The 21,363-nt window shown below is 36.1% G+C and carries 19 protein-coding genes and 2 tRNA genes; 1 reads left to right on the forward strand and 20 read right to left on the reverse strand.

The window, feature by feature from the left end; all coding sequences use genetic code 11:
* Positions 1 to 13: 13 nt before the first annotated feature.
* Entirely contained in the window at positions 14 to 322 is a 309-nt protein-coding gene (locus tag GXZ13_04330; protein NLX75059.1) for a hypothetical protein, read from the reverse strand.
* A complete protein-coding gene (locus GXZ13_04335) occupies positions 322 to 1,926 on the reverse strand; it encodes a hypothetical protein (GenBank protein NLX75060.1) in 1,605 nt (534 codons plus the stop codon). Before GXZ13_04335 ends, GXZ13_04330 begins: the two co-directional genes overlap by 1 nt.
* Before the next feature lie 239 nt (positions 1,927 to 2,165).
* Between GXZ13_04335 and GXZ13_04340 the strand changes: the two genes are divergently transcribed.
* The gene (locus tag GXZ13_04340) at positions 2,166 to 3,377 is read left to right on the forward strand and encodes a dicarboxylate/amino acid:cation symporter (protein NLX75061.1); all 1,212 of its coding nucleotides are present in this window, start codon (positions 2,166 to 2,168) and stop codon (positions 3,375 to 3,377) included.
* Between the two features lie 82 nt (positions 3,378 to 3,459).
* Here the strand turns inward: GXZ13_04340 and GXZ13_04345 are convergent, their stop codons facing one another.
* From GXZ13_04345 to hpt, 18 genes are all read right to left on the reverse strand, one after another.
* Positions 3,460 to 3,993, reverse strand: a complete 534-nt coding sequence (locus tag GXZ13_04345) for a rubrerythrin family protein (protein ID NLX75062.1) — start codon at positions 3,991 to 3,993, stop codon at positions 3,460 to 3,462.
* 126 nt (positions 3,994 to 4,119) lie between these two features.
* A tRNA-Arg gene (locus GXZ13_04350) sits at positions 4,120 to 4,196 on the reverse strand.
* 19 nt (positions 4,197 to 4,215) lie between these two features.
* Positions 4,216 to 4,311 (reverse strand) — tRNA-Ser (locus tag GXZ13_04355).
* Positions 4,312 to 4,400: 89 nt separating this feature from the next.
* Positions 4,401 to 5,168 carry a hypothetical protein gene (locus GXZ13_04360; protein NLX75063.1) on the reverse strand — a complete coding sequence of 256 codons (768 nt, stop codon included), beginning with the start codon at positions 5,166 to 5,168 and terminating at the stop codon, positions 4,401 to 4,403.
* A 73-nt stretch (positions 5,169 to 5,241) separates the two neighbouring features.
* Positions 5,242 to 6,174, reverse strand: coding sequence for a riboflavin biosynthesis protein RibF (gene ribF, locus GXZ13_04365; GenBank protein NLX75064.1), 933 nt, complete (start codon positions 6,172 to 6,174; stop codon positions 5,242 to 5,244).
* Between the two features lies 1 nt (position 6,175).
* Positions 6,176 to 7,114 carry a tRNA pseudouridine(55) synthase TruB gene (gene truB / locus GXZ13_04370; protein NLX75065.1) on the reverse strand — a complete coding sequence of 313 codons (939 nt, stop codon included), beginning with the start codon at positions 7,112 to 7,114 and terminating at the stop codon, positions 6,176 to 6,178.
* Positions 7,105 to 8,091: a bifunctional oligoribonuclease/PAP phosphatase NrnA gene (locus tag GXZ13_04375; protein NLX75066.1), complete on the reverse strand. Its 987-nt coding sequence runs from the start codon at positions 8,089 to 8,091 to the stop codon at positions 7,105 to 7,107. Before GXZ13_04375 ends, truB begins: the two co-directional genes overlap by 10 nt.
* Positions 8,078 to 8,464 carry a 30S ribosome-binding factor RbfA gene (gene rbfA, locus GXZ13_04380; protein ID NLX75067.1) on the reverse strand — a complete coding sequence of 129 codons (387 nt, stop codon included), beginning with the start codon at positions 8,462 to 8,464 and terminating at the stop codon, positions 8,078 to 8,080. The genes GXZ13_04375 and rbfA overlap by 14 nt, the downstream gene beginning before the upstream one ends.
* 247 nt (positions 8,465 to 8,711) lie before the next feature.
* On the reverse strand, positions 8,712 to 10,754 hold the full coding sequence (infB, locus tag GXZ13_04385) for a translation initiation factor IF-2 (protein NLX75068.1): 2,043 nt from the start codon (positions 10,752 to 10,754) through the stop codon (positions 8,712 to 8,714).
* A complete protein-coding gene (locus GXZ13_04390) occupies positions 10,747 to 11,091 on the reverse strand; it encodes a hypothetical protein (GenBank protein ID NLX75069.1) in 345 nt (114 codons plus the stop codon). The genes infB and GXZ13_04390 overlap by 8 nt, the downstream gene beginning before the upstream one ends.
* Positions 11,075 to 11,386: a YlxR family protein gene (locus GXZ13_04395; GenBank protein ID NLX75070.1), complete on the reverse strand. Its 312-nt coding sequence runs from the start codon at positions 11,384 to 11,386 to the stop codon at positions 11,075 to 11,077. The genes GXZ13_04390 and GXZ13_04395 overlap by 17 nt, the downstream gene beginning before the upstream one ends.
* Positions 11,387 to 11,391: 5 nt before the next feature.
* Positions 11,392 to 12,498, reverse strand: a complete 1,107-nt coding sequence (gene nusA / locus GXZ13_04400; GenBank protein NLX75071.1) for a transcription termination/antitermination protein NusA — start codon at positions 12,496 to 12,498, stop codon at positions 11,392 to 11,394.
* A gap of 38 nt (positions 12,499 to 12,536) precedes the next feature.
* Positions 12,537 to 13,043 carry a ribosome maturation factor RimP gene (locus GXZ13_04405; protein ID NLX75072.1) on the reverse strand — a complete coding sequence of 169 codons (507 nt, stop codon included), beginning with the start codon at positions 13,041 to 13,043 and terminating at the stop codon, positions 12,537 to 12,539.
* Positions 13,044 to 13,177: 134 nt separating this feature from the next.
* Complete coding sequence (gene rlmB, locus GXZ13_04410) at positions 13,178 to 13,933, reverse strand: 23S rRNA (guanosine(2251)-2'-O)-methyltransferase RlmB (GenBank protein ID NLX75073.1); 756 nt, start codon at positions 13,931 to 13,933, stop codon at positions 13,178 to 13,180.
* On the reverse strand, positions 13,926 to 16,754 hold the full coding sequence (gene uvrA / locus GXZ13_04415) for an excinuclease ABC subunit UvrA (protein NLX75074.1): 2,829 nt from the start codon (positions 16,752 to 16,754) through the stop codon (positions 13,926 to 13,928). Before uvrA ends, rlmB begins: the two co-directional genes overlap by 8 nt.
* Positions 16,684 to 18,720, reverse strand: a complete 2,037-nt coding sequence (gene uvrB, locus GXZ13_04420) for an excinuclease ABC subunit UvrB (GenBank protein ID NLX75075.1) — start codon at positions 18,718 to 18,720, stop codon at positions 16,684 to 16,686. Before uvrB ends, uvrA begins: the two co-directional genes overlap by 71 nt.
* Positions 18,721 to 18,868: 148 nt before the next feature.
* On the reverse strand, positions 18,869 to 20,749 hold the full coding sequence (locus GXZ13_04425) for an ATP-dependent metallopeptidase FtsH/Yme1/Tma family protein (protein ID NLX75076.1): 1,881 nt from the start codon (positions 20,747 to 20,749) through the stop codon (positions 18,869 to 18,871).
* Positions 20,750 to 20,784: 35 nt separating this feature from the next.
* Positions 20,785 to 21,321 carry a hypoxanthine phosphoribosyltransferase gene (hpt, locus tag GXZ13_04430; GenBank protein ID NLX75077.1) on the reverse strand — a complete coding sequence of 179 codons (537 nt, stop codon included), beginning with the start codon at positions 21,319 to 21,321 and terminating at the stop codon, positions 20,785 to 20,787.
* Positions 21,322 to 21,363: the final 42 nt, after the last annotated feature.

Consider the following 21,363-nt stretch of genomic DNA (forward strand, 5'->3'; position numbering starts at 1 on the left):
ATTTTCTCCTTTCTTAACGAAAAAATATTGCCACAGCAAAAAAGAAAAATAACATTAGGATTGCTATTAAATCGCTGGATGGATTATTAAACCATATGTCTATACAATTATTATGTAATATATATAAAAAGCTTTTTTCTTCATTTAAATCACTATCTATTATAACTTTGTCTACTATACTCTCTTTATAAATCAATCCGTTAGATGTATTTTTTATAATTAGAAACTGTATAATCCCTAAAATTATAACTGTAAGAAGAAAAAGAACACTCCAAGAAAATACGCCCCAAGTAAAATAGTCAGTTACAATTTTAGTTACCATTATTCTTCTCCATCTCTATTTAATAATCTAAAAACTTCCTTGTTTGCTAAAAGAGAGTCTACCGAAGGTGAAAGATATTTATTAAAAAATATGCCAGAGTAAAAAGTTGCAAACATAAAAAACAGTAATAACATGCTCAAATATATTTTAATAGCAATAGGCGTTTTATATTTTTCATTATTTATTAATATTCTCCTACTGATAAAAATATGAACAAAAAAACGCAGGGAATATATTAACATAATCAGCAATGATATGAACAAAAACAGCATAAGAATTGGATTATAATTGAATGCTGCCCTATACAAAAACTGTTTTGTCGCAAATCCTACAAATGGTGGCAATCCTGCCATTACACAGATCGACAAGAAAAAAGCTGCTGTGTGAATTGGGATTATATTAAACAAACCTCCGTACTGCCATAATTCTATATTGTTATATTTCTTTTTTAAATTAATAGAAATTATTGAAAGAATCGCTGAAAAAGGTAAATATAATATCCAAGTGGAAAGCATTCCATCCATTGCTATAAACCCGTATCGTACCAATTTATCTGCACTGAAAACTCCTTCCATTGCGACACTTAACATTATAAGCATCAGTGCCTTTAAATACTGCTCCATATTTTGAGTAAATTCTGTCGGATTAAAACTTCTGCCCATTACAACTATTACCAAAAATATGTCAATTAATCCCAAGAAAATAAATAAAATAGGAATCTTGTCTAGCCCCGGAATCGGCCTGTATAACAAAAAAACAACTCGAATAATAATGAAAAAGGATGCTTGTGACATCATTCTAAAAAATGTTCTACTTGTGACGTCTTCTACGTAAGGGAAGTGATTTATAAACATAAAGAAGGTGGGAACTAACAGGAATATAAAAGCATACAACTCACTTCTATTACCAGTAATTAAACTTGAAAGAAGTGCAACGTTGTCAGTTTTAAAAACCTTATAAAAAAAGAATGAAGCAATAAAAAACATAATTATAAGCAAGAACCTGGAGGAATAGTACCATATGGAATCAATAAATTCCTTTGAGTTAGACGGAATTGCCTTATAGAGTCCAATAATACCAACTTGAGTAATAAATAAAAATATTGCCATGGCAATAAGACCATCAGAATAAAACACACCTTGAACACCACAAAGGGTTAGAAGGAAAAAACCAGCTTTAGTCGGGGATAATTGTTTTTCCTTATCTATCAATGTAGAAAGTATTGATCCTAATGATATAAATGCTGTTACTGCAGCCGAAAAAGCCCCTAAGGTATCAACTTGTATTAAAGCGTGAATTCTTTGGTTTTCACCAATCAAAGTTCTAACCCATCCACTACTACTTAATATATAGTAAGAAGTTCCTCCCGTACGAACGTGCGATAATATCATTAAAGTTAAAAAAAAGTTTAGCAGGAAAATTCCAAACAATAAAAAATTAATGATTCCCCTTTCATTTTTAGCTATTAAGCCTTCTTCCAAAACTACAAGTCGTCGATAAATTCTCTGTATAAAAATTAACATTGACGCAATAAAAGGTATTACTAGGCTTATGAATGGCATTGGTGCCGAAAATAAATAATTTGCAAGTTTTATAAAAAACACTTTGTTATTCCTCCTAAGAAATTAGGCAATATTCTAACACTATTTATTGATCCAGTTATAAATTTAAATTATATCAGACTAGAATAAAATATTTAATTTATAACTAACTATTATTTATTATTAAATTTAAATAACATGTTAATTGTGATAAAATATCCATATTGGTAAGACTAACAGATGCAATTTGTAGAATAACAAAACTTATTAAGGGAGTGGTACATGTGAGTGAGCGTAAAAAAATGTCTCTTATCGGGAAAATAACGATAGGATTCATAATCGGTATCGTGCTAGGATTTATAATTGGTCCCATTGCTCCAAAATACACATTAATTTCGGCCTATATTTTGCCAATTCTAGATTTAATAGGAAGAATTTTTATTGCATTGCTGAAAATGCTCATTGTGCCCCTAGTATTTACAAGCATTATTATGGGAGCAGCTTCTGTTGGTGATCCTAAAGCGTTAGGGCGCATTGGCATTAAAACTCTTATTTTATACTCAGTCACAACCTGTATTGCAATAATTTTTGGTCTGCTGCTTGCCAATCTTGTTCAGCCCGGAATCGGACTTTCTTTGGAAGGAGCCGCTGGTGAAGCTAAAGCTGCAATGAGTATGTTTGAAGTAATAGAGAATATCTTCCCAGCTAACCCACTTGAAGCATTAGTATCTGGAAAAATGTTACAGGTCATTGTATTTGCTCTTTTCCTAGGAATTGCTGCCTCTCTAATTGGCAAAAAGGGGCAAAGCTTTCTTGAGGTAAATGAGTCTATCGCTGAAACTATGTATAAAATTACTAATATTGTTATGCAAACGGCACCACTTGGTGTTTTCGCACTTATTGCAACAACTGCGGCTAAGTACGGCCCTGCCGTGTTGGCTCCTTTCGCTAAAGTTATTTTTGCTGTGTACTTGGGATGTTTTTTACATGCGATAATAGCATATTCAGGCTTAGTTGTTCTATTTACAAAAAAATCCCCGATCTGGTTTTTTGGCGGCATAAAAGAAACCATGTTAGCTGCATTTGTTACTCGCTCCAGTTCTGCGGTCTTACCTATATCGTTGAAAAATGCACAGGAGAACCTTAAGATATCAGAACGAGTCTCTTCTTTTGTGTTACCCTTGGGGGCGACAATCAACATGGATGGAACTGCACTTTACCAGGGTGTTTGTGCCTTGTTTATAGCACAAGCTTTCGGTATACACCTTGATTTAGCTGCACAAGTTACTATCGTACTAACAGCAACCCTTGCCTCCATTGGAACAGCCGGTGTTCCCGGAGCCGGTCTCATAATGCTATCTATGGTTCTGGCATCTGTAGGCCTTCCTATTGAAGGGATTGGATTAGTTGCTGGAATAGACCCAGTTCTAGATATGGCAAGAACGTGTATAAATGTAACTGGAGATATCAGCGTTGCGTCAGTGGTAGCAAAATCTGAAGGCGAAGTACTATAGTTTTATTTTAGTTTGCTTTTAGTTTTTTATAAACATAAAAAGGACGTCACTTCAAATCGAAGTGACGTCCTTTTTATGTTTTTTATTCTTCTTTTGGCTTTACTTCAAAATATGCCTGAGGATGTTTACAAACTAAGCAAATTTGAGGTGCTTTGCTTAATTCGAAAATTGCTCCACAGTTACGACATTTCCATGAAACTTTTCCGTCTCTTATAAAAACTCTGCCTTCTGCAATATCATTTGCTAGTTTTTTATATCTTGCTTCGTGTTCCATTTCTACCTTAGCAATATTTTCGAACATTGCTGCTAATTCATTAAATCCTTCTTCTCTAGCTTCCTTAGCCATTCGAGGATACATTTCTGTCCATTCATCGTTCTCACCTTGGGCGGCCGAATGTAGGTTTGCCAAAGTATCAGATATTCCAGAAAGTGCTTTAAATTGTAATTTAGCGTGTTCTCTTTCATTTTCTGCCGTTTCTAAGAAAATTGCTGCTATTTGCTCATAACCTTCTTTTTTTGCCACTGAAGCAAAATACGTATATTTATTGCGTGCCATAGATTCTCCGGCAAAAGCTTCCCAAAGGTTCTTCTCTGTTTTAGTTCCCTTAAGATTCATGTAGATATTCCTCCTATACTGAGATTTAATTTTCATTTTTATCACAAACAAACAAATGAAAACCATCATTGAAAATTATATATTTTACTTTGTAAATCCACTATATTGATGTGGCATTTTTTTTATTGGCGCGCCGGACAAGATTTGAACTCGTAACCTTTGGATCCGTAGTCCAATGCTCTATCCAGTTGAGCTACCGGCGCACTTATTAAAGGGGGAAAATGGCGGTGAGGCAGGGATTCGAACCCTGGAGGGAGGTTTCTGCCCCCCTACCCGCTTAGCAGGCGAGCGCCTTCAACCTAGCTCGGCCACCTCACCAACGGAAATCATTCTATGCTGTGTTGTGTGCTTTGTCAACAGCTTAGTAAAATGCACATAACAAACATATGTTTATTTAAAAATAGTAACTACTCTTCAATATCAAACAAAGCTTCGTCTAGCACCTTAACATCTACTTTGTTTAGTATTTTTTTCTCAAACAACTTTTCTTTGCTTTCTTCTTTATCTTTTCGCACATCTTTAAAAACATCGGCACTAACTTCTTCAAAATCTTTCCCTTCGTACCGCCACTCTGCATATCTTTTATAGAAAGCTCTTGCATCTTCCTCTGTTACTGAAACTTCTGATTTTATATCATCTAATAGCTTTTCTCTTAATAAGTTTTGTCTAATATCGTCTTTTACTTGTTTCTCTGTTACTCCCATACTCTCTATTCTTAAGTCAAACTCTTCTCTGGTTGGGAATGTCTCCGTTAATTTAAGAAATTCCTTATCTATGTCTTCATCCCTTACTTCGACTTTTCTTAGTTTAGCCTCATGTTTGATTTCTTTACGAATAAATTCACCCTCTCTTTGAGCTATTAAAATAGAAAGGGCCTCTCTTCTATAAGCGACGATGTCCTTTGAGGTTACTTCAAATGCAGTATCTATTTTGCCTTGATTAACTAATTGGTGGTGCTCTTGTTCATCACGCTGTATTAAATTATATGCCACGTGTTCTAATTCAGATCTCATTATTTTCATTTTATCTACATTGGCAACGGGATAGTCTTTCTCACCTTTAGATGTTGATCCCGTTCCAGTATAAAGTCCGTATCCTGCAAAACATGATAATACAAAAAAAACAACTACAACTATCATAATTGCCTTTGTTTTATTTCTCAAAAAATTTAACAACAACATCGTCCTCCTCAATTGGTAAAAACAAGTAATAGATTAAATCAACCTTGATATAATACGATAGAGCCTGTTACATGTCAAAACAATTATGCGTAAATTTTTGGAAAATAGTTAAATTTTTTTTAAAATAACTTGTAAATACTGACCTTACATATTTTATATCTTCTTCTAGTTGTTTTTTGAAGTTTTCTTTACTATCAAATTTTATTTCATTCCTAAACTTATTTATTAAAAAGATTATAATATTTTTACCATACAAATTTTCATTAAAATCAAGTATATGAGCTTCACAAGAGAGTATTTGATTATCAACAAAAGTCGTGTTATAACCCAAATTAAGTGCTACAGGATGCCATTTATTCTTTATAAATGTTAAGGCTGCATAACTTCCTCGGGTAGGATATGCTTTATTTGGGTTTATTTTTATGTTTGCTGTTGGGAACCCCAATGACTTTCCCCTAGAGTCTCCTTTTTTTACCGCTCCGCTAAGAAAGAAGGGAATTCCAAGCATTGTTTTTGCTTCGTCCAACAATCCCAATAATACATATTCTCTGATGGCAGTACTGCTTACTATTTTATTTTCTATTCTAACGTTTTTAACAACATCAAGAGACCAATTTCTTTCTTTGCACAGACGATTCAACTCAATGGAACCACCTGTTCTGTCTTTACCAAACCTGAAGTTCTCTCCTATGACAAGTCCTTCTATTTTTTCTTTAATACTTAGAAAATCTAAAAAATCATCTGGTGATAGATTCGCAATAGTCCTTGTAAATGGGATTTTTACTACTGTAGGTATCTCAAAATATTGAGACAACAAATCTTTTTCCTCATCTGAAAACAGTTGAGGTAGTTTTGATTTATTAAGAAATTGCTGTGGATTGCCGTCAAAAGTTAAGACTCCCCATTTAATTTTTTTTTCTTCTGCTCTTAAGCGGGCTTTTTCTAAAAGCTTTTGATGCCCTATATGAAACCCGTCAAAAGCTCCTAATGCAAATATCATTTTATAGCCCCTCTTTATCTAATATATTTATGGAAGGAGAGAAGATAAAAGAGTTTTTTATCTTCTCTACCCTGCATATAGATATACTATTTTTATAGTGTACTGTGGTGTATTTTAATCCATCTGCAGATGATATAGGAAGTTGTATTCGCTTAACCTGAGAAATATGAATAGGAAGACCATTAGACAGATTTTGAAATTCTTCTTCATTAGCACTATATGAAGCATGGGAAGAGAAAAAAGAGCTTAACGGTATAACTTTCCTTCTAAGGTCTTGCACAGAATCCAATTCTTTTAATTGAGCAAAATTGAAACTCTCTTTAAGGTTAAACATTCCTACATTAAGGCGTTTTAAGGAAGAAACATGTGCTCGAGAAGCTAATACTCTGCCCAAATCACGTACTAAGCTTCTAATATATGTGCCTCGATTACAGAAGACTGTAAGTGAAACAGCACCATCTTTATTTAATTTATTAATTCGTTTTATTCTTAAAATAAAGACTTGTCTTGAATGGAGGGTTACTTCAGCCCCTGCTCGTGCAAGTTTATGAGCTCTTTGGCCATCAACACGCACTGCAGATATATTGGGAGGAGTTTGAAGTCTTGATCCTAAAAACCCACAAAGAGCTGAGTCTATTAAATCATCATTAATATGATTCCATCTTTCCCTTGCTATTACTTCTCCCGTTGCATCATCAGTAGATGTTTCGCTCCCGAATTGGATTGTTACTTCATAACATTTGGGCATATCCATAACAAAATTACTCAGCCTGGTAGCCTGTCCCAGTAAAAGAACCAAAACACCTGAAGCGGAGCTATCAAGTGTGCCTCCGTGACCAACTTTGATGTTTCCGCCCAATAACTTTCTTATCTCTTGGACGCAATGTGTACTTCTAATTGAAGGGGGTTTAATTATAGAGAGAACGCCAGTTAAAGACATTTCTGATTTAATATAGACCTTAATTTTGAAAGAACTTCTGAGAGATTCCCTGTTACTTTTGCACCCGCTGCTTCTATATGACCGCCTCCACCAAAAACAGAGGCTATTTCTCTGGCATTGTAAGGTGTCCTTGTTCTAATGCTTAATTTAACGCTACAATCATATTCGCACGCTAAAACGGCTACATCTACACCCTTAATTCTCAATAAAGTATTTACAAGTCCGTCTACTGAACTTAAGTTTTCTTCTATTTCTTTAAAATCTTTATCTTCAAGCCAAAAAATAGCAGCCTTATCATTAGCGAGTATTTCTGCTCTGGAAAAGGCTTTGCCCCATAGCTTCAAAACTGGCATTGTTAAATTCTGCATCATTATTGTGTCTACCTCAGCAGGCCTTGCTCCCATTTTGATCAAATATGCAGCACATTCATGGCTACTAGGAGTAGTTGAGCTGAATCTAAAATTTCCATTATCTGTTACTAACCCAACGTAAAGAGCAGTCGCTTCCTTACTAATCATATCAAAGTTACCCGCTATAAAAAGGTTAGTAATAATCTCTGCTGTTGCAGAAACTCTTGGTATCACTAGATTTAAAGAGCAAAAGTTCTCATTATCACCATGATGGTCAATATTTATTGTTAGTAATTCTAAATCTTTTAATTTGGAGAATTGATCTATAGACCTTGCTTCATTACTTATATCAACACATATTATCACTTCATCTTTAAGAAAATTCGGGATTTTATCACACTGTTTATAGTCATTCGCATAGGGTAAAAAGCGATATGTCTCTGGTAAGGGATCTCGGCCTATTATTGAAGCTTTTTTATTAAGCCTTAGAGCCAAAGAATAAAGAGCAAGCCCCGACCCAAGTGTGTCTCCATCAGGATTCTCATGACAAATAATAGTCCATGCTGATTTTTCTTTTAAAGCTTTTATTATTTTTTTTACAGTATTATTATGTTTAAAGTTTTTCATCATTTTCTTTTAAGCCAACAGCCTTTTGGGCTTCAATGGCGGCCACTCTATCTAACAACCTATCCATTTCTCTAGCTTTAACTTCAGTATCATCATATATAAAGTTGAGCTCGGGAATTTTACGAAGCTTCATTTCCTTCCCCAATATTGAACGTAATTGTCCTGATACTAAATCAAGCTGTGATTGCAATGTTTCTTTAGATGAAACATCAAGCAAAGTATAATAAACTCTAGCATAGCTTAAATCTTTTGAGACAGAAACTTTTGTTAATATTGCATCTTTCACGATATCATTTTTTATTCTGCATTGCAGCATTACTGAAATTAATCGTAGAAACTCCTTATTTATTCTCTTCATTCTCAGAGTAACCATGCGATCTTACCTCCCGGCCGGAAATACTAATCTCACAAACCAGCTTACTATAACTATCTGTATGCAACATTAAAAAAATTAAATTATTAAAAATCTGCTAGAATACATACTGTCACTTGTAATACTAGTTAAAAAAACAGAATTAGGCATTAATAAAACATATATTCATTAATCTATTATTGATTTATCCTTTAAAAAACATAAACGATAATAAAATCTTAAGTAAAAGGTATAACTAACTTAGAAACTAATCTAATGTTCTCTTCTTTTTCAAGATTTCATAAGCTTCAATTACGTCTCCTACACGAAAATCTTGGAATTTTTCAAAGCTTAATCCGCACTCGTTTCCAATTTTTATCTCTCTTACATCATCCTTAAAATGTTTCAAACTGGAAAGTTCCCCGTTCCAATAAACGACGCCATCACGGATAAGACGAACCTTGGCGTTCCTACGAATAATTCCTTCCATAACACGGCATCCTGCAATATTTCCTATTTTAGGAACTCTAAAAATATCTCTTATTTCTGCATTACCAAGTGTGTTTTCTCTCAATTCTGGCTCCAGCATACCCTCCATAGCTGCTTTGACATCATCTAGCATGTCATATATAACTTGATAAAACCTTATCTGTACTCCCTCAGATTCTGCAATCTTCTTAGCGTTGCCATCCGGCCGAACATTAAACCCAATTATGATTGCATTAGAAGCAGAGGCTAACATAACATCCGACTCTGATATTCGTCCTACTCCATCATGTACAATATTTATCATTACTGCCTCTGAACTCATTTTCATAAGTGAAGATTCAAAGGCTTCTATAGACCCCTGAACATCAGCTTTTAAGAGTAGATTCAACTGTGGAACTTCTTTCGTTTGCATTTTTTCATATAACTCTTCTAAGGTGAGACGCTTGGTTTTATTGTTATCAATTTCTCTTCGCTCAATTTCATTCTTAGCCATAATATCTCTAGCTTCTCTCTCAGTTGACAGAGTTGTAAACTTTTCCCCCGGCATCGGTACTGCTTCCAGACCTAGTATCTCCACGGGCGTGCTTGGTAATGCCTCTTTTATCATTTTGCCCGAGTCATCCAGCATAGCGCGTATTTTTCCCCAAGCAGTTTTAGTGTTAACAATATCTCCTTTACGCAAAATGCCCTGCTGTACAATAACTGTTGCCACAGGCCCCTTACCTTTGTCAAGGTTTGCTTCAACAACTGTTCCTGTAGGCTTTGCATTGTAATCTGCTTTTAGCTCTTGCATTTCAGCAACAAGTAGCAACATCTCTAACAGAGCATCAATGTTTTCTCCCGTTTTAGCAGCAACCTCAACCATTATAGTATCCCCACCCCACTCTTCGGGAACAAGTCCATAATCGGAAAGTTGTTGTCTAACCCTTTCAGGCTTTGCATCTGGTTTATCAATTTTATTGATTGCAACAACTATTGGTACACCCGCAGCTTTCGCATGATTAATTGCCTCTATGGTCTGAGGCATAACCCCGTCATCTGCTGCAACTACTAAGACTGCTATGTCGGTAACTTGAGCACCTCTAGCTCTCATTAGAGTAAAAGCCTCATGACCAGGAGTATCCAAAAAAATTAATGAATTTCCATTATAGTCAACAACAGCAGCTCCAATATGTTGAGTAATTCCACCAGCTTCTTTTGCCGTTACTCTTGTATTTCTAATAAAATCAAGCAGAGATGTTTTGCCATGGTCAACATGTCCCATAACGGTTATTATGGGAGGCCTAGAAAGAATCCTTGTATTCTCTTTTATGCTGTCTATTTTCTTATCTTTTACAGTTCCCTTTACAATTTTCTTCTCTACACGTTTTTTAGCTTTCTCTTCTGTGAGAGAGGCTTTAACCTCTTGTGCTTTAGCTTCTTCTTCTGTATAAAAGATAAAATTTCTTTTAAATCCTTCGCTTAAAACACTCAATATTTTTTCATCAACTTCTGCAGAAGCTGGAATCATTAAGCCTGCTGCCATCAGCAACTTGACTGCATTTCCCGGTTTTTCTCCTATTATTAAAGCAACGTCAGATACAGAGTCTCCTATACGTACTTTTTGTTCCTTATACTTTGCGAGGATATCCTCTGTTGTTTCTTCTTTTTCTTGAGCTTTCGTCCCATCTTTAACCGTTTTAATTACAAGATCTGCGGCTTCACTGTCAATTGAGCTCATGTGAGATTTTACTTTTAATCCAAGATTAACTAAGATTTCTAATATTTCCGGATTACTTTTATTAAGGGTCTTTGCAAGCTCATATACTCTAATTTTACTCATCGACATCACTCCTATCGTATAAAATTAATATTTTTTTAGCAAGACCGCCATCCGCAGGCAGAGCTGCTATTTGCACTTCTTTTATCCCTAACCGTTCACCTATTATTTTTCTGCCGGTGTTTTGCAGTGCGATATATGTTAAGTTATTACGCTCTGATACTGTAACAACTTTTCTTTGAATTATTTTGGAAGCATTATTCGCTAATAAGATAAAAAGCTTTTTACCTTTTCTTATTTGTGCAAAGACATCATCTTGTCCTATTATAAGCTCACCTGCACGTCTGGCGAGTCCCAACATATTTAGAATTTCATTCTCACTATTAATCATTTTTTCCACAATCTTGTTCTTTACTACAAATTTCTTCTAGAAGAATATATATGCTATCGTCTATAGGAACCTTTAAGGCTCGAGAAAAAGCTCTCTTCTTTTTTGCTTGTTTTATACATTCAGCACGAGCACACACATATACCCCTCTCCCATTGGCCCTTCCTGTCGGGTCATATAAAACTTCTTTTTCAGGGGTCCTTACTATGCGTAATAATGTACGCTTTGGAGATTCTTCCATACAACCAACACAAGTACGCGGTTTATTTTTCTTGAATACAGGTTGATTTGTGGTATTTTTTTTCATTAGATTTACTCATTTTCTTCGGACACTTCAGATATATCTACAAAAAGATCCTTCATCGTTGGCAGTTTCTCGTCCTCACTGACTTTTATGTCTATTTTCCATCCTGTTAATCTAGCTGCCAAACGAACATTTTGTCCCGTTTTTCCAATAGCAAGCGAAAGTTGTTCGGATCGCACATAAGCAACTACAGAACGGTCTTGGTCCAAAAGTGGTTCTATTTTTAAGACTTTTGCCGGAGAAAGAGAATTTTTTATGTATGTCAAAATATCCGGATTCCAAACTATAATATCTATTTTTTCACCATTTAGTTCTGACGATATAGACTTTATACGCCCACCTTGCTTCCCTACGCTTGCACCAAGAGGCTCAACATTTGCGTCTAAAGTCGCAACAGCGATTTTAGCTCTGGCTCCTGCCTCTCTCACTATGTTGCGTATTTCAACAATACCTTCCTGTATTTCCGGCACCTCTATTTCTAAAAGCTTTCGCAATAAACCAGGATGCGTCCTAGATACAATAATTCTTGGCCCTTTTGTAGTTTGTCTTACGTCTAGGAGGTAAAACTTCTTTCTTTCTACCGGTATATATTCTTCTCCTATTATTCTCTCTTCTTTAGGAATTATCGCCTCTGTTTTTTCGTTAAGATGTACTAGTATTTGATCATCTTCTGCTTTAAAAATTGTTCCTGTAACGATGTCGCCTATTTTGTCTGCAAATTCTTCGTATACAACCTGGCGTTCTGCATCTTTTAGGCGCTGTATTATAACCTGTCGGGCAGTTTGTGCGGCTATCCTACCAAAATTTTCGGGGAATAGTTCCTTACGAATTAAATCTCCAACCTCAACTTCTTTTTCGCCTCTTCTAATGGCTTCATCTAAACTTATTTCAGTGTCTGGGTTTTCTACGTGCTCAACTACAAGACGCACCTCATAAAGTGTAAACTCCCCATTCTCTGCATCAATGTAGACTTCAATTGTATGATTTCCGCCTTTAAACTTTTTATATGCTGAAATCATTGCTGCTTCAAGGCTAGACACTATGATTTCTTCAGAGAGCCCTTTTTCTTTCTCTATTTGCTGTAAATTTTTTTTAAAATCCTTTCCTAGTAGCATCTATCTCTTCCTTTCTAAAGCTTTTGTAATGTTAATTGTTATTTTCGTTTTTTCTTGGACGCTATTTTCTTAAAAGTTTTTTTCTGACCAGGTTCTCTTATAAATAATAGCTTCCCTCTAACTATCTCGCTGTACAAGTAGACCTTTTCTTCATTTTTATGTAACAATTTTATCTCACTTAAATCTGACACTGATAACAGGGTTCCTGAGACTTTTTTGTTGCCTTTAAGAGTAAGTTCAATTTCTTTTTCTACAAATCTTTTATAATCGTCTATTGTAAAAAGTGGACGTTCTATACCGGGAGAGCTGACTTCTAAAAGATAATTGTTTGGCAACAGAGATTCTACACTATCCAAATATTCCGTAATTTCCCTTGTGACTTTTTCACAATCAAGAATATCTATACCATTTTGCTTATCTAAATAGACTCGTAACACATCCATTTCGTTTTCTTTTATAAATTCAGATCCTATACATTCATAGCCTAAAGATTCTATTGTAGATTTTAACTCAGCAAAAATTTTAGAATAACCCTCTTTAGCCATAAACCACACCTCCTGTAACAAAAGAAGAGTGGGCAAGCCCACTCTTCAAACATTTTTCCTCTCTTGACCCACATACTATCACCTTTTGAAGTCACCGTCAAGCTTTATACTTTAACCCTTTAACTTGCTTAACATTAAGACCTTCTCCACTCAAACATTGCAAGTGCTGCTGCTACTGACACATTTAAGGAGCCAACACTTCCTTTTATTGGTATTTTTCTTAATTCATCACATGTATTGGCAACTGATTTACCCAATCCATTCCCTTCAGCACCTACGACAAAAACCGTGCGAGGGCTCATGTCTGATTTAAAAAGAGTTTCTTCTGCGTCCATAGAAAGACCGACAACCCAGAATCCCTCTTCTTGCAAAGTCTTGATAAGCTGAGTTAAATTGCCTACTTTTATTATCGGCAAACGCAATGCAGCCCCAGAACTTGTCTTAACAACTGTCCCTGATGGCAAGCATGAACCATGTTTAGGAATCATAACTGCAGATGCGCCGGCAGCTTCAGCACTTCTAATGATTGCCCCTAGGTTATGGGGGTCTTGTACATGATCACAGAGTAACATCATTACATGAGCCGGTCTTTCAGGTATCGTTTTCAAAAAATCATCAACCGACCAAAGTTTCATTGGCGTTATATGTGCCACCAATCCCTGATGATTGGCTTTATCTGTTATTCTATTTAATACAAGTGAGTCAACTGCTTGATACACGACATTACTCTTGCGACAAAGAGCGTGTATTTTTGATCTTACGTGATTCTGAATGTTAGTAGATATTAGTATTTTTGCACACTTTTCAGGAGACTCCTCTAGCAAAGAAAAGACAGGATTCCTTCCCCAGCAAATATCTTCATTCATCCCCTTAAAATTTCCCTCAGTCATTTGTATGTCCTTTCTTTATATCTTTAAGAAATGCTTTCAAATGCAACCCTGTGAAAGTTTTTTTCAAGGCAACCTCTTCTGGTGTACCTCTTGCTACAACTCTGCCGCCCTCTGTTCCTCCATCAGGGCCTAGGTCTATTATATAATCAGAGGATGCCAGCACATCAAGATTATGTTCTATAACAAGTATTGAATTTCCCTGCTCTATTAATTTGTTAAGTAATTTTAAAAGTTTTTTGACATCTGAAAAATGTAATCCGGTCGTAGGCTCATCAAGTAAATACAAGGTGTTCCCTCTAAATTTTTTACTTAGATGTGTTGCCAACTTAACTCGCTGTGCCTCTCCCCCACTTAATGTAGTAGAAGACTGCCCTAATTTTATATAACCCAATCCTGCCTCTTGTATAGTCTTAAGCTTATTAAGAATACGTGGGATATTTCTGAAATGCTCTGCTGCCTGATCGATAGTTAGGTTAAGCACATCTGAAATGGTTAGTCCCTTATGTCTAACTTCTAACGTCTCACTATTATATCTTTTGCCTTTACACACATCGCATTCAACATAAACATCTTGTAGAAACAGCATCGATATCTTTAGTACGCCGTCTCCCTTACAGGCTTCACACCTTCCTCCTTTGATATTAAAACTAAAGCGACCCGGTGTATATCCTCTAAGTTTTGATTCTGGTAATTGTGAATAAAATTCTCGTATCGAAGTAAATACCCCTGTATATGTTGCGGGGTTTGACCTTGGCGTTCTCCCAATAGGACTTTGGTCAATAAGAACAATATTTTTTAACTTTTGATAACCTTTTATTTCTTTATCTTTTACCAAGCGAGACCTAGACTCTTTGTCAAATTTGCTACACAACCCTTTATACAATATTTCATAAAGAAGAGTACTTTTACCTGAACCAGAAACTCCACTTAATGTAGCGAATACTCCTAAGGGAATATCAACATTTATATTTTTTAAGTTATTTTCGGAGCAGCCTATTAGAGAGATTGAAGCCGTAGGGATTCTTCTTTTTTTATGTGGTATATAAGCTCCATTTACTTCTCCTCTTAAATAAACAGCGGTAGAAGAATTTCCCGCTATAATTTCTTCCATGCTGCCACTTGCAATCAATTCTCCTCCTTGCTCGCCGGCTCCTGGCCCCAACTCTAATATATAATTAGCAGCTTTCATTGTATCCCTGTCGTGCTCCACTACAATTACACTGTTGCCTAAGTCTTTTATAGAACAAAGGGTCTTTAATAGTCTTTCAGTGTCTCTAGGATGCAATCCTATTGTAGGTTCATCAAGGACATAAAGAACGCCTGTGAGCTGAGAACCTATTTGTGTTGCTAAGCGAATGCGCTGGCTTTCTCCTCCGCTCAGTGTATCTGCTCTTCTAGATAAACTTAGATAACCCGCACCAACATCATTTAAAAAAGATAACCTTTTCTTAACTTCAGAAATAGCCTGTTTTACTATTTCTTGCTCTCTCTCCGCAAGTTTTAGTTCATCTAGCACAACTATTAAGTCTTTTATCGGCAATTCTGTAAGTTGAGCAATATTATAACCACCAAGTAAGACTGATAATGCTTCGGGTCTCAAGCGAGATCCGTGACACACGCTACACTCATCCTCTATTTGAAAACGGAGAAGTTCATCTTTATATGTTTCAGACTCAGTCTCATTAAATCTTTTTTCAAGCCACGGTATTAATCCTATGTACCTCCCGTTGTACTCGTGCTCACCTTTGTAAGATGTAAAGGTCAAAGGAATCGACTCGTTAGAACCATTTATCAAAATGTCTTGTGCATTTTGAGGAAGCTCTTTAAATGGCTTAGAAATATCCCAACCGTTTTGTTTTGCAATTAATTCCGCTCTCTCAACCATATATTTAACTGTCTTCCAAGGGATAAAACCTCCATGGGCTAAAGGTAAATCAGGGTTTACTGCTAATTCTTCAGAAAAATAGACATGATTGCCGAGGCCAGAGCATTCAGGACATGCAGAAAAAGGATTGTTAAAAGAAAATAATCGGGGTTCAATGTCGGGCAAACTTATTTCGCAGTCTGGACAGATATATTTTTCTGTAAGAAGTAAGTCCGGCATATTTCCTGAGACCAGTAACACTAACCCACCAGACAGTTTCATTGATATTTCTACTGATTCTGCTAGACGCGGACGATTTTCTTCTTTGACTCTGAGTCTATCTATTACACATTCGATTGAATGTCGTTTATTTTTATCAAGTTCAATCTCTTCCTCTAGCCATAACAGAGTTCCGTCAATACGGGCTCTTAAATATCCTTGTTGCTGAAGTTTTAGCAATAAATTTTTGTATTCACCCTTTTGTCCTCGTATAATTGGGGATAGAACTTCTATTGGTTTTCCGTCATATTCTCGAAAAATTCTATCTGTTATTTCATCAATGCTGTAACGATGAACAATTTTGCCGCATTGATGGCAATGTGGGATTCCAGCTCTTCCGAAAAGCAATCTTAAATAATCATAGATTTCAGTTACGGTTCCTACCGTTGACCTAGGATTATGGCTTGTTCCTCTCTGTTCAATAGAAATGGCCGGAGATAATCCTCTTATATCATCTACATCTGGTTTTTCTGATACACCTAAAAATTGCCTCGCATAAGAAGAAAGCGACTCAACATAACGTCTCTGTCCTTCAGCATAAATTGTATCAAATGCTAAAGAAGATTTGCCCGAGCCAGAAGGTCCAGTTATCACAACAAGCTCGTTTTTAGGTATTTCTACGTCGATGTTTTTTAAATTGTTTTGGCGAGCGCCTGTAATTTTTAATACCTGTTTCACTTTCAGATTCACCTTTCAAATGCACAATTAAATCTCTGATTTCAGCTGCTTTTTCAAAATCAAGTTCTTCAACTGATGACCACATTTTTTTCTCTAATTCACGAATACTGTAGCTTTTAGTTTTGGAAGAAGCCTCCGCTACTCTACCTTCGAGAGTCTCGTCTTCAATAAGTTCTGTTGGAAGCAAGTCTTTTATTTCTTTGGTTATTGTACTTGGAATAATGCCATGCAGTTCATTATATTTTATCTGTTTTATACGTCTTCTTTCTGTTTCTTTTATTGCAGAATTCATACTGCCGGTAATTTTATCTCCATACAAAATTACTTTGCCAGCCTCATTCCTTGCGGCTCTGCCAATCATTTGTATTAACGAGCGGTGCGAGCGCAAGAACCCTTCCTTATCCGCATCAAGTATTGCTACTAAAGAAACTTCAGGGAGGTCTATTCCTTCTCTTAATAAGTTAACACCAACTAATACTGCGTAATCTCCTCTCCTTAAATCACGCAGAAGCTCCGCCCTCTCAAAAGTATCTAGTTCTGAGTGTATATAGCGGACTTTTATTCCTAATTCGGCCAAATATTCAGCTAAATCTTCCGAGGAACGCTTCGTTAGAGTCGTAACAAGTACTCTTTCTCCTTTTTTAATTATTGGTCTAATTTCTTCGATTAAATCATCTATCTGTCCAGTTGCATTGTGAACCTCAACAATAGGATCAACAACTCCAGTGGGACGAATTATTTGTTCAACAACTTGCTGTGAGTTCTCATACTCATAGTCTCCAGGTGTTGCAGAAACAAAAAGAGCACTTTTAAGAAAGGGAACATATTCATCCCATTTTAATGGTCTGTTGTCAAGGCAAGAAGGCAATCTGAACCCGTGTTCAACAAGAGTTTCCTTACGAGATCTATCTCCGTTATACATACCCCTTACTTGAGGTAATGTTATATGTGATTCGTCAACAAAAACAAGAAAATCATTAGGGAAAAAATCCATAAGAGTTCCCGGTGTATCACCTGGCTGTCTTCCATCCAAATATCTTGAATAATTTTCAATACCGGAACAGTACCCGACTTCTAAAAGCATCTCTAAATCGTATTTTGTCCTTAATTTTATTCTTTCAGCTTCAAGAGGTCTATTTGCTGCATTAAAATTACTTATGGACTGTTTTAGCTCTTCTTCTATAAGTTCAGATGCTTTTTCAATTGCATCTGAAGATGTCACATAGTGTTGTGCTGGGAATATTCCAGCTTGCTGTTTCGAATTCTGTATTTTTCCAGTAATCGCATCTATTTCTTCTATTTTCTCAATTTCGTCATCAAAGAATAGAACCCTAATAATACTATCGCTATAGGCTGGATATATTTCAATAATCTCACCCCTACTAGAAAAAACTCCCGGCTCGCGAACCATATCATTACGTTGATAATAGTTTTGTAACAGTCGACTCATAAAAGCTCTTCGATTCCACTGTTCTCCAACAGCAAATCTAAAAATTGCATCCTCATAATTTTTTTTCTTTCCCAAACCGTAGATACAGGAAACACTTGCCACAACAATTACATCCCGCCTTTCTAACAATGCCTTTGTTGTTGCTAGTCGCAGTTTTTCTATTCTTTCATTAATAGAAGCATCTTTTTCAATATAAATATCCTGTGCGGGCATGTAGGCTTCAGGCTGATAGTAATCATAGTAACTCACAAAAAAATTAACGGAATTGTCTGGGAAAAACTCTTTGAACTCGCTATATAGCTGCGCTGCTAACGTTTTGTTATGAGCCATAACTAGTGTTGGGCGTTGTAGCTGCTGTATAACGTTTGCCATAGTAAACGTTTTTCCGCTACCAGTGACGCCCAAAAGAGTTTGCTTTGTATTGGGAAGATTAAATCCTTTTACAAGTTTTTCAACCGCTTTAGCCTGATCTTTAGACATTGGCCAAGGACTTTTTAAATTAAACAAATATTCCATTGTCTCATCCTAACTAAAAATTTAAGACGCCCGGGAAATCCCGAGCGTCCCTTATGATATTATATCAAAAAGAATTAGCTTAAATTGCATGTTATACCTGTTTTTATACACACATTATGACTCTATTCTATTGAAGAAAAATAAAACATTAAGCCTCTTCTGAAAGCTCACTTTTCTGAGATTCAGAATTATTCTTGCTTTCCAACTCTTGTTTTTCTTTTTGCGGATATTCAAGCAAATCTACAAGCAAATCTCCATCCAACACTTCTTTTTCAAGTAAGAGGGCGGTTATGTTTTCAAGCCTATCATTATTTTCTTCAAGTATCTTTTTTGCTCTGTTAAAAGCTTCATCAATTATAGAGCGCACTTCTTGATCTATCGCATAAGCCACTTCTTCACTATAATTTCTGTCTTCCACAAGTTCTCTTCCAAGAAAAACTTCGTGCTCTTTTTTGCCCAGAGTAACTAGTCCCAGCCTATCACTCATGCCAAATTGAGTAACCATTTCTCTGGCTATCTGTGTTGATCTTTTGAGATCATTAGAAGCACCGGTGGTTACGTCTCCAAAACGCAGGGACTCTGCAGTACGACCTGCTAATAAGATTGTTATTTTATCAAAAAGTTCTTGTCTCGAAATTAAGAACCGATCTTCTTCCGGCAATTGCAAGGTATAACCCAGTGCCATATGCCCTCTTGGAATAATTGATATTTTATGTACAGGATCTGATCCCTCGATCTTACTTGCTACCAATGCGTGTCCGACCTCATGGTAAGCAATTATCTCGCGCTCTTTTTTGCTTATAATTCTACTTCTACGTTCAGGCCCAGCTATAACACGGTCTATTGCTTCTTCAAATTCGGGCATTTCTAGTCTCTTTTTACCTCTTCTTGCCGATAGAAGAGCAGCTTCATTAACTAAATTTGTTATATCTGCTCCCACAAAACCCGGTGTTCTACGTGCCAAAACATCTAAGTCTACGTCTTTAGAGACCTTTTTATTTTTAAGATGAACTTTAAGAATTTCGCTTCTTCCTTTTAAGTCTGGGGCATCAACCACTACTTGCCTATCAAAGCGGCCGGGGCGCAACAGTGCTGGGTCAAGAATATCAGGTCTATTTGTTGCAGCTATAAGGATTACGCCTGTTCCTTCTTCAAAACCATCCATTTCAACTAGAAGTTGATTTAGAGTCTGCTCTCTTTCGTCATGGCCTCCTCCTAGTCCCGCCCCTCTGTGTCTGCCCACCGCGTCAATTTCATCAATAAATATTATAGATGGTTGAAATTTTCTGGCCTGTTCAAAAAGATCTCTAACCCTTGCGGCTCCTACTCCAACAAACATCTCCACAAAATCCGAACCACTTATGCTAAAAAATGGAACGTTTGCTTCTCCGGCAACCGCTCTTGAAAGGAGGGTTTTACCAGTACCAGGTGCTCCTAATAAAAGTACTCCTCTGGGGACTCTTGCTCCGAGTTTTGTGAACTTGTCCGGAGATTTTAAGAATTCTACAACTTCTTCTAATTCTTCTTTAGCCTCATCACATCCGGCGACATCATCAAACGTGACCTTCGGTTTATTGTCCAGAAACATTTTCGCTTTGCTTTTGGCAAAGCCCATGACCTTGCTTCCTCCACCCTGCATGTTGTACATAAAATAAATCCAAACTGAAATTAAAAGTAGTGGAGGCAACAATGCGGTCAAAAGCGTGGCCAACCAAGAAGTTTTTTTAGGAGGAATGACCTCAACATCCACACCGTTCTCACTGAAATACATAGCTAATCTAGCTGAATCAGATAGGTCAACTGTGTGAGTTATAAACTTTTCTCCATTATTAAACGTACCTTTAATCTTTTCTTGTTCAATTTTTACACTTGCAACATTTCCGGATTTTATTTCTTTAAGAAGCTGTGAATAAGTTACTTCTGATTCTTGTATATTTTTTATTTCAGGATTTAGAAAGTTACTTACTAAAGCTACTGCAAGTACAATCAATAATATATACATACCTATATTTCTGGAAGTTTTCTTCAAACCGTGATTCCTCTCTTTCGACCAATAACTATTTTCTATAAAATCGGCTCAACTATATGTAAAGAAGACAGATGGCGGAATTTTCCCGCATAATCTAATCCGTAACCCACTACAAATTTATTGGGGATGATAAAACCTGAATATTTTATTTGAACAGGCGTCGTTCTGCACTCTTTCTTATCAAGCAACACACACATTTCAAAACTTTTGGGAGATCTTGTGTTAAAAAGTTTTTTTAAATATGCAAGAGATACCCCCGTATCTATGATATCTTCTATTATAAGAACGTTTTTGTTAGATATATCAGTGCTTATATCTTGCTGTATCTGTACAACTCCACTGCTTTTTGTAGATAGTCCATATGATGAAATCGTAAGAAATTCCATTCTTATATCGACCTCAGGACCGATTGCTCTAAGAAGATCTGTGAAAAAGACCGAGGCCCCTTTTAATACACAAATACAAACTAATTCCTCTCCAGAGTAATCCTTGCGAATTCTAGCTGCAATTTCTTTGATTTTATACTGTATTTCTTTTGCTGAAATCAGTATTTCTCCCACTTTATAGTCCACTATTAAAAACTCCTTCGCTAAAACTCTTATTTTACAAAACAT

Source organism: Synergistaceae bacterium, assembly GCA_012728235.1.
Taxonomy (GTDB): Bacteria; Synergistota; Synergistia; order Synergistales; family Synergistaceae; genus JAAYFL01.

Coding starts and splice junctions, on each gene's coding strand:
- GXZ13_04405 (NLX75072.1), bottom strand. CDS start 13,043: ATGGCTAAAGAGGGTTATTCTAAAATTTTTGCTGAGTTAAAATCTACA.
- infB (NLX75068.1), bottom strand. CDS start 10,754: ATGAGTAAAATTAGAGTATATGAGCTTGCAAAGACCCTTAATAAAAGT.
- GXZ13_04340 (NLX75061.1), top strand. CDS start 2,166: ATGTCTCTTATCGGGAAAATAACGATAGGATTCATAATCGGTATCGTG.
- GXZ13_04345 (NLX75062.1), bottom strand. CDS start 3,993: ATGAATCTTAAGGGAACTAAAACAGAGAAGAACCTTTGGGAAGCTTTT.
- truB (NLX75065.1), bottom strand. CDS start 7,114: ATGTCTTTAACTGGCGTTCTCTCTATAATTAAACCCCCTTCAATTAGA.
- rlmB (NLX75073.1), bottom strand. CDS start 13,933: ATGACTGAGGGAAATTTTAAGGGGATGAATGAAGATATTTGCTGGGGA.
- uvrB (NLX75075.1), bottom strand. CDS start 18,720: ATGGAATATTTGTTTAATTTAAAAAGTCCTTGGCCAATGTCTAAAGAT.
- GXZ13_04395 (NLX75070.1), bottom strand. CDS start 11,386: ATGAAAAAAAATACCACAAATCAACCTGTATTCAAGAAAAATAAACCG.
- rbfA (NLX75067.1), bottom strand. CDS start 8,464: ATGGTTACTCTGAGAATGAAGAGAATAAATAAGGAGTTTCTACGATTA.
- nusA (NLX75071.1), bottom strand. CDS start 12,498: ATGCTACTAGGAAAGGATTTTAAAAAAAATTTACAGCAAATAGAGAAA.
- GXZ13_04330 (NLX75059.1), bottom strand. CDS start 322: ATGGTAACTAAAATTGTAACTGACTATTTTACTTGGGGCGTATTTTCT.
- ribF (NLX75064.1), bottom strand. CDS start 6,174: ATGATATTTGCATTAGGAGCTTTTGACGGGTTTCATATAGGGCATCAA.
- GXZ13_04375 (NLX75066.1), bottom strand. CDS start 8,091: ATGAAAAACTTTAAACATAATAATACTGTAAAAAAAATAATAAAAGCT.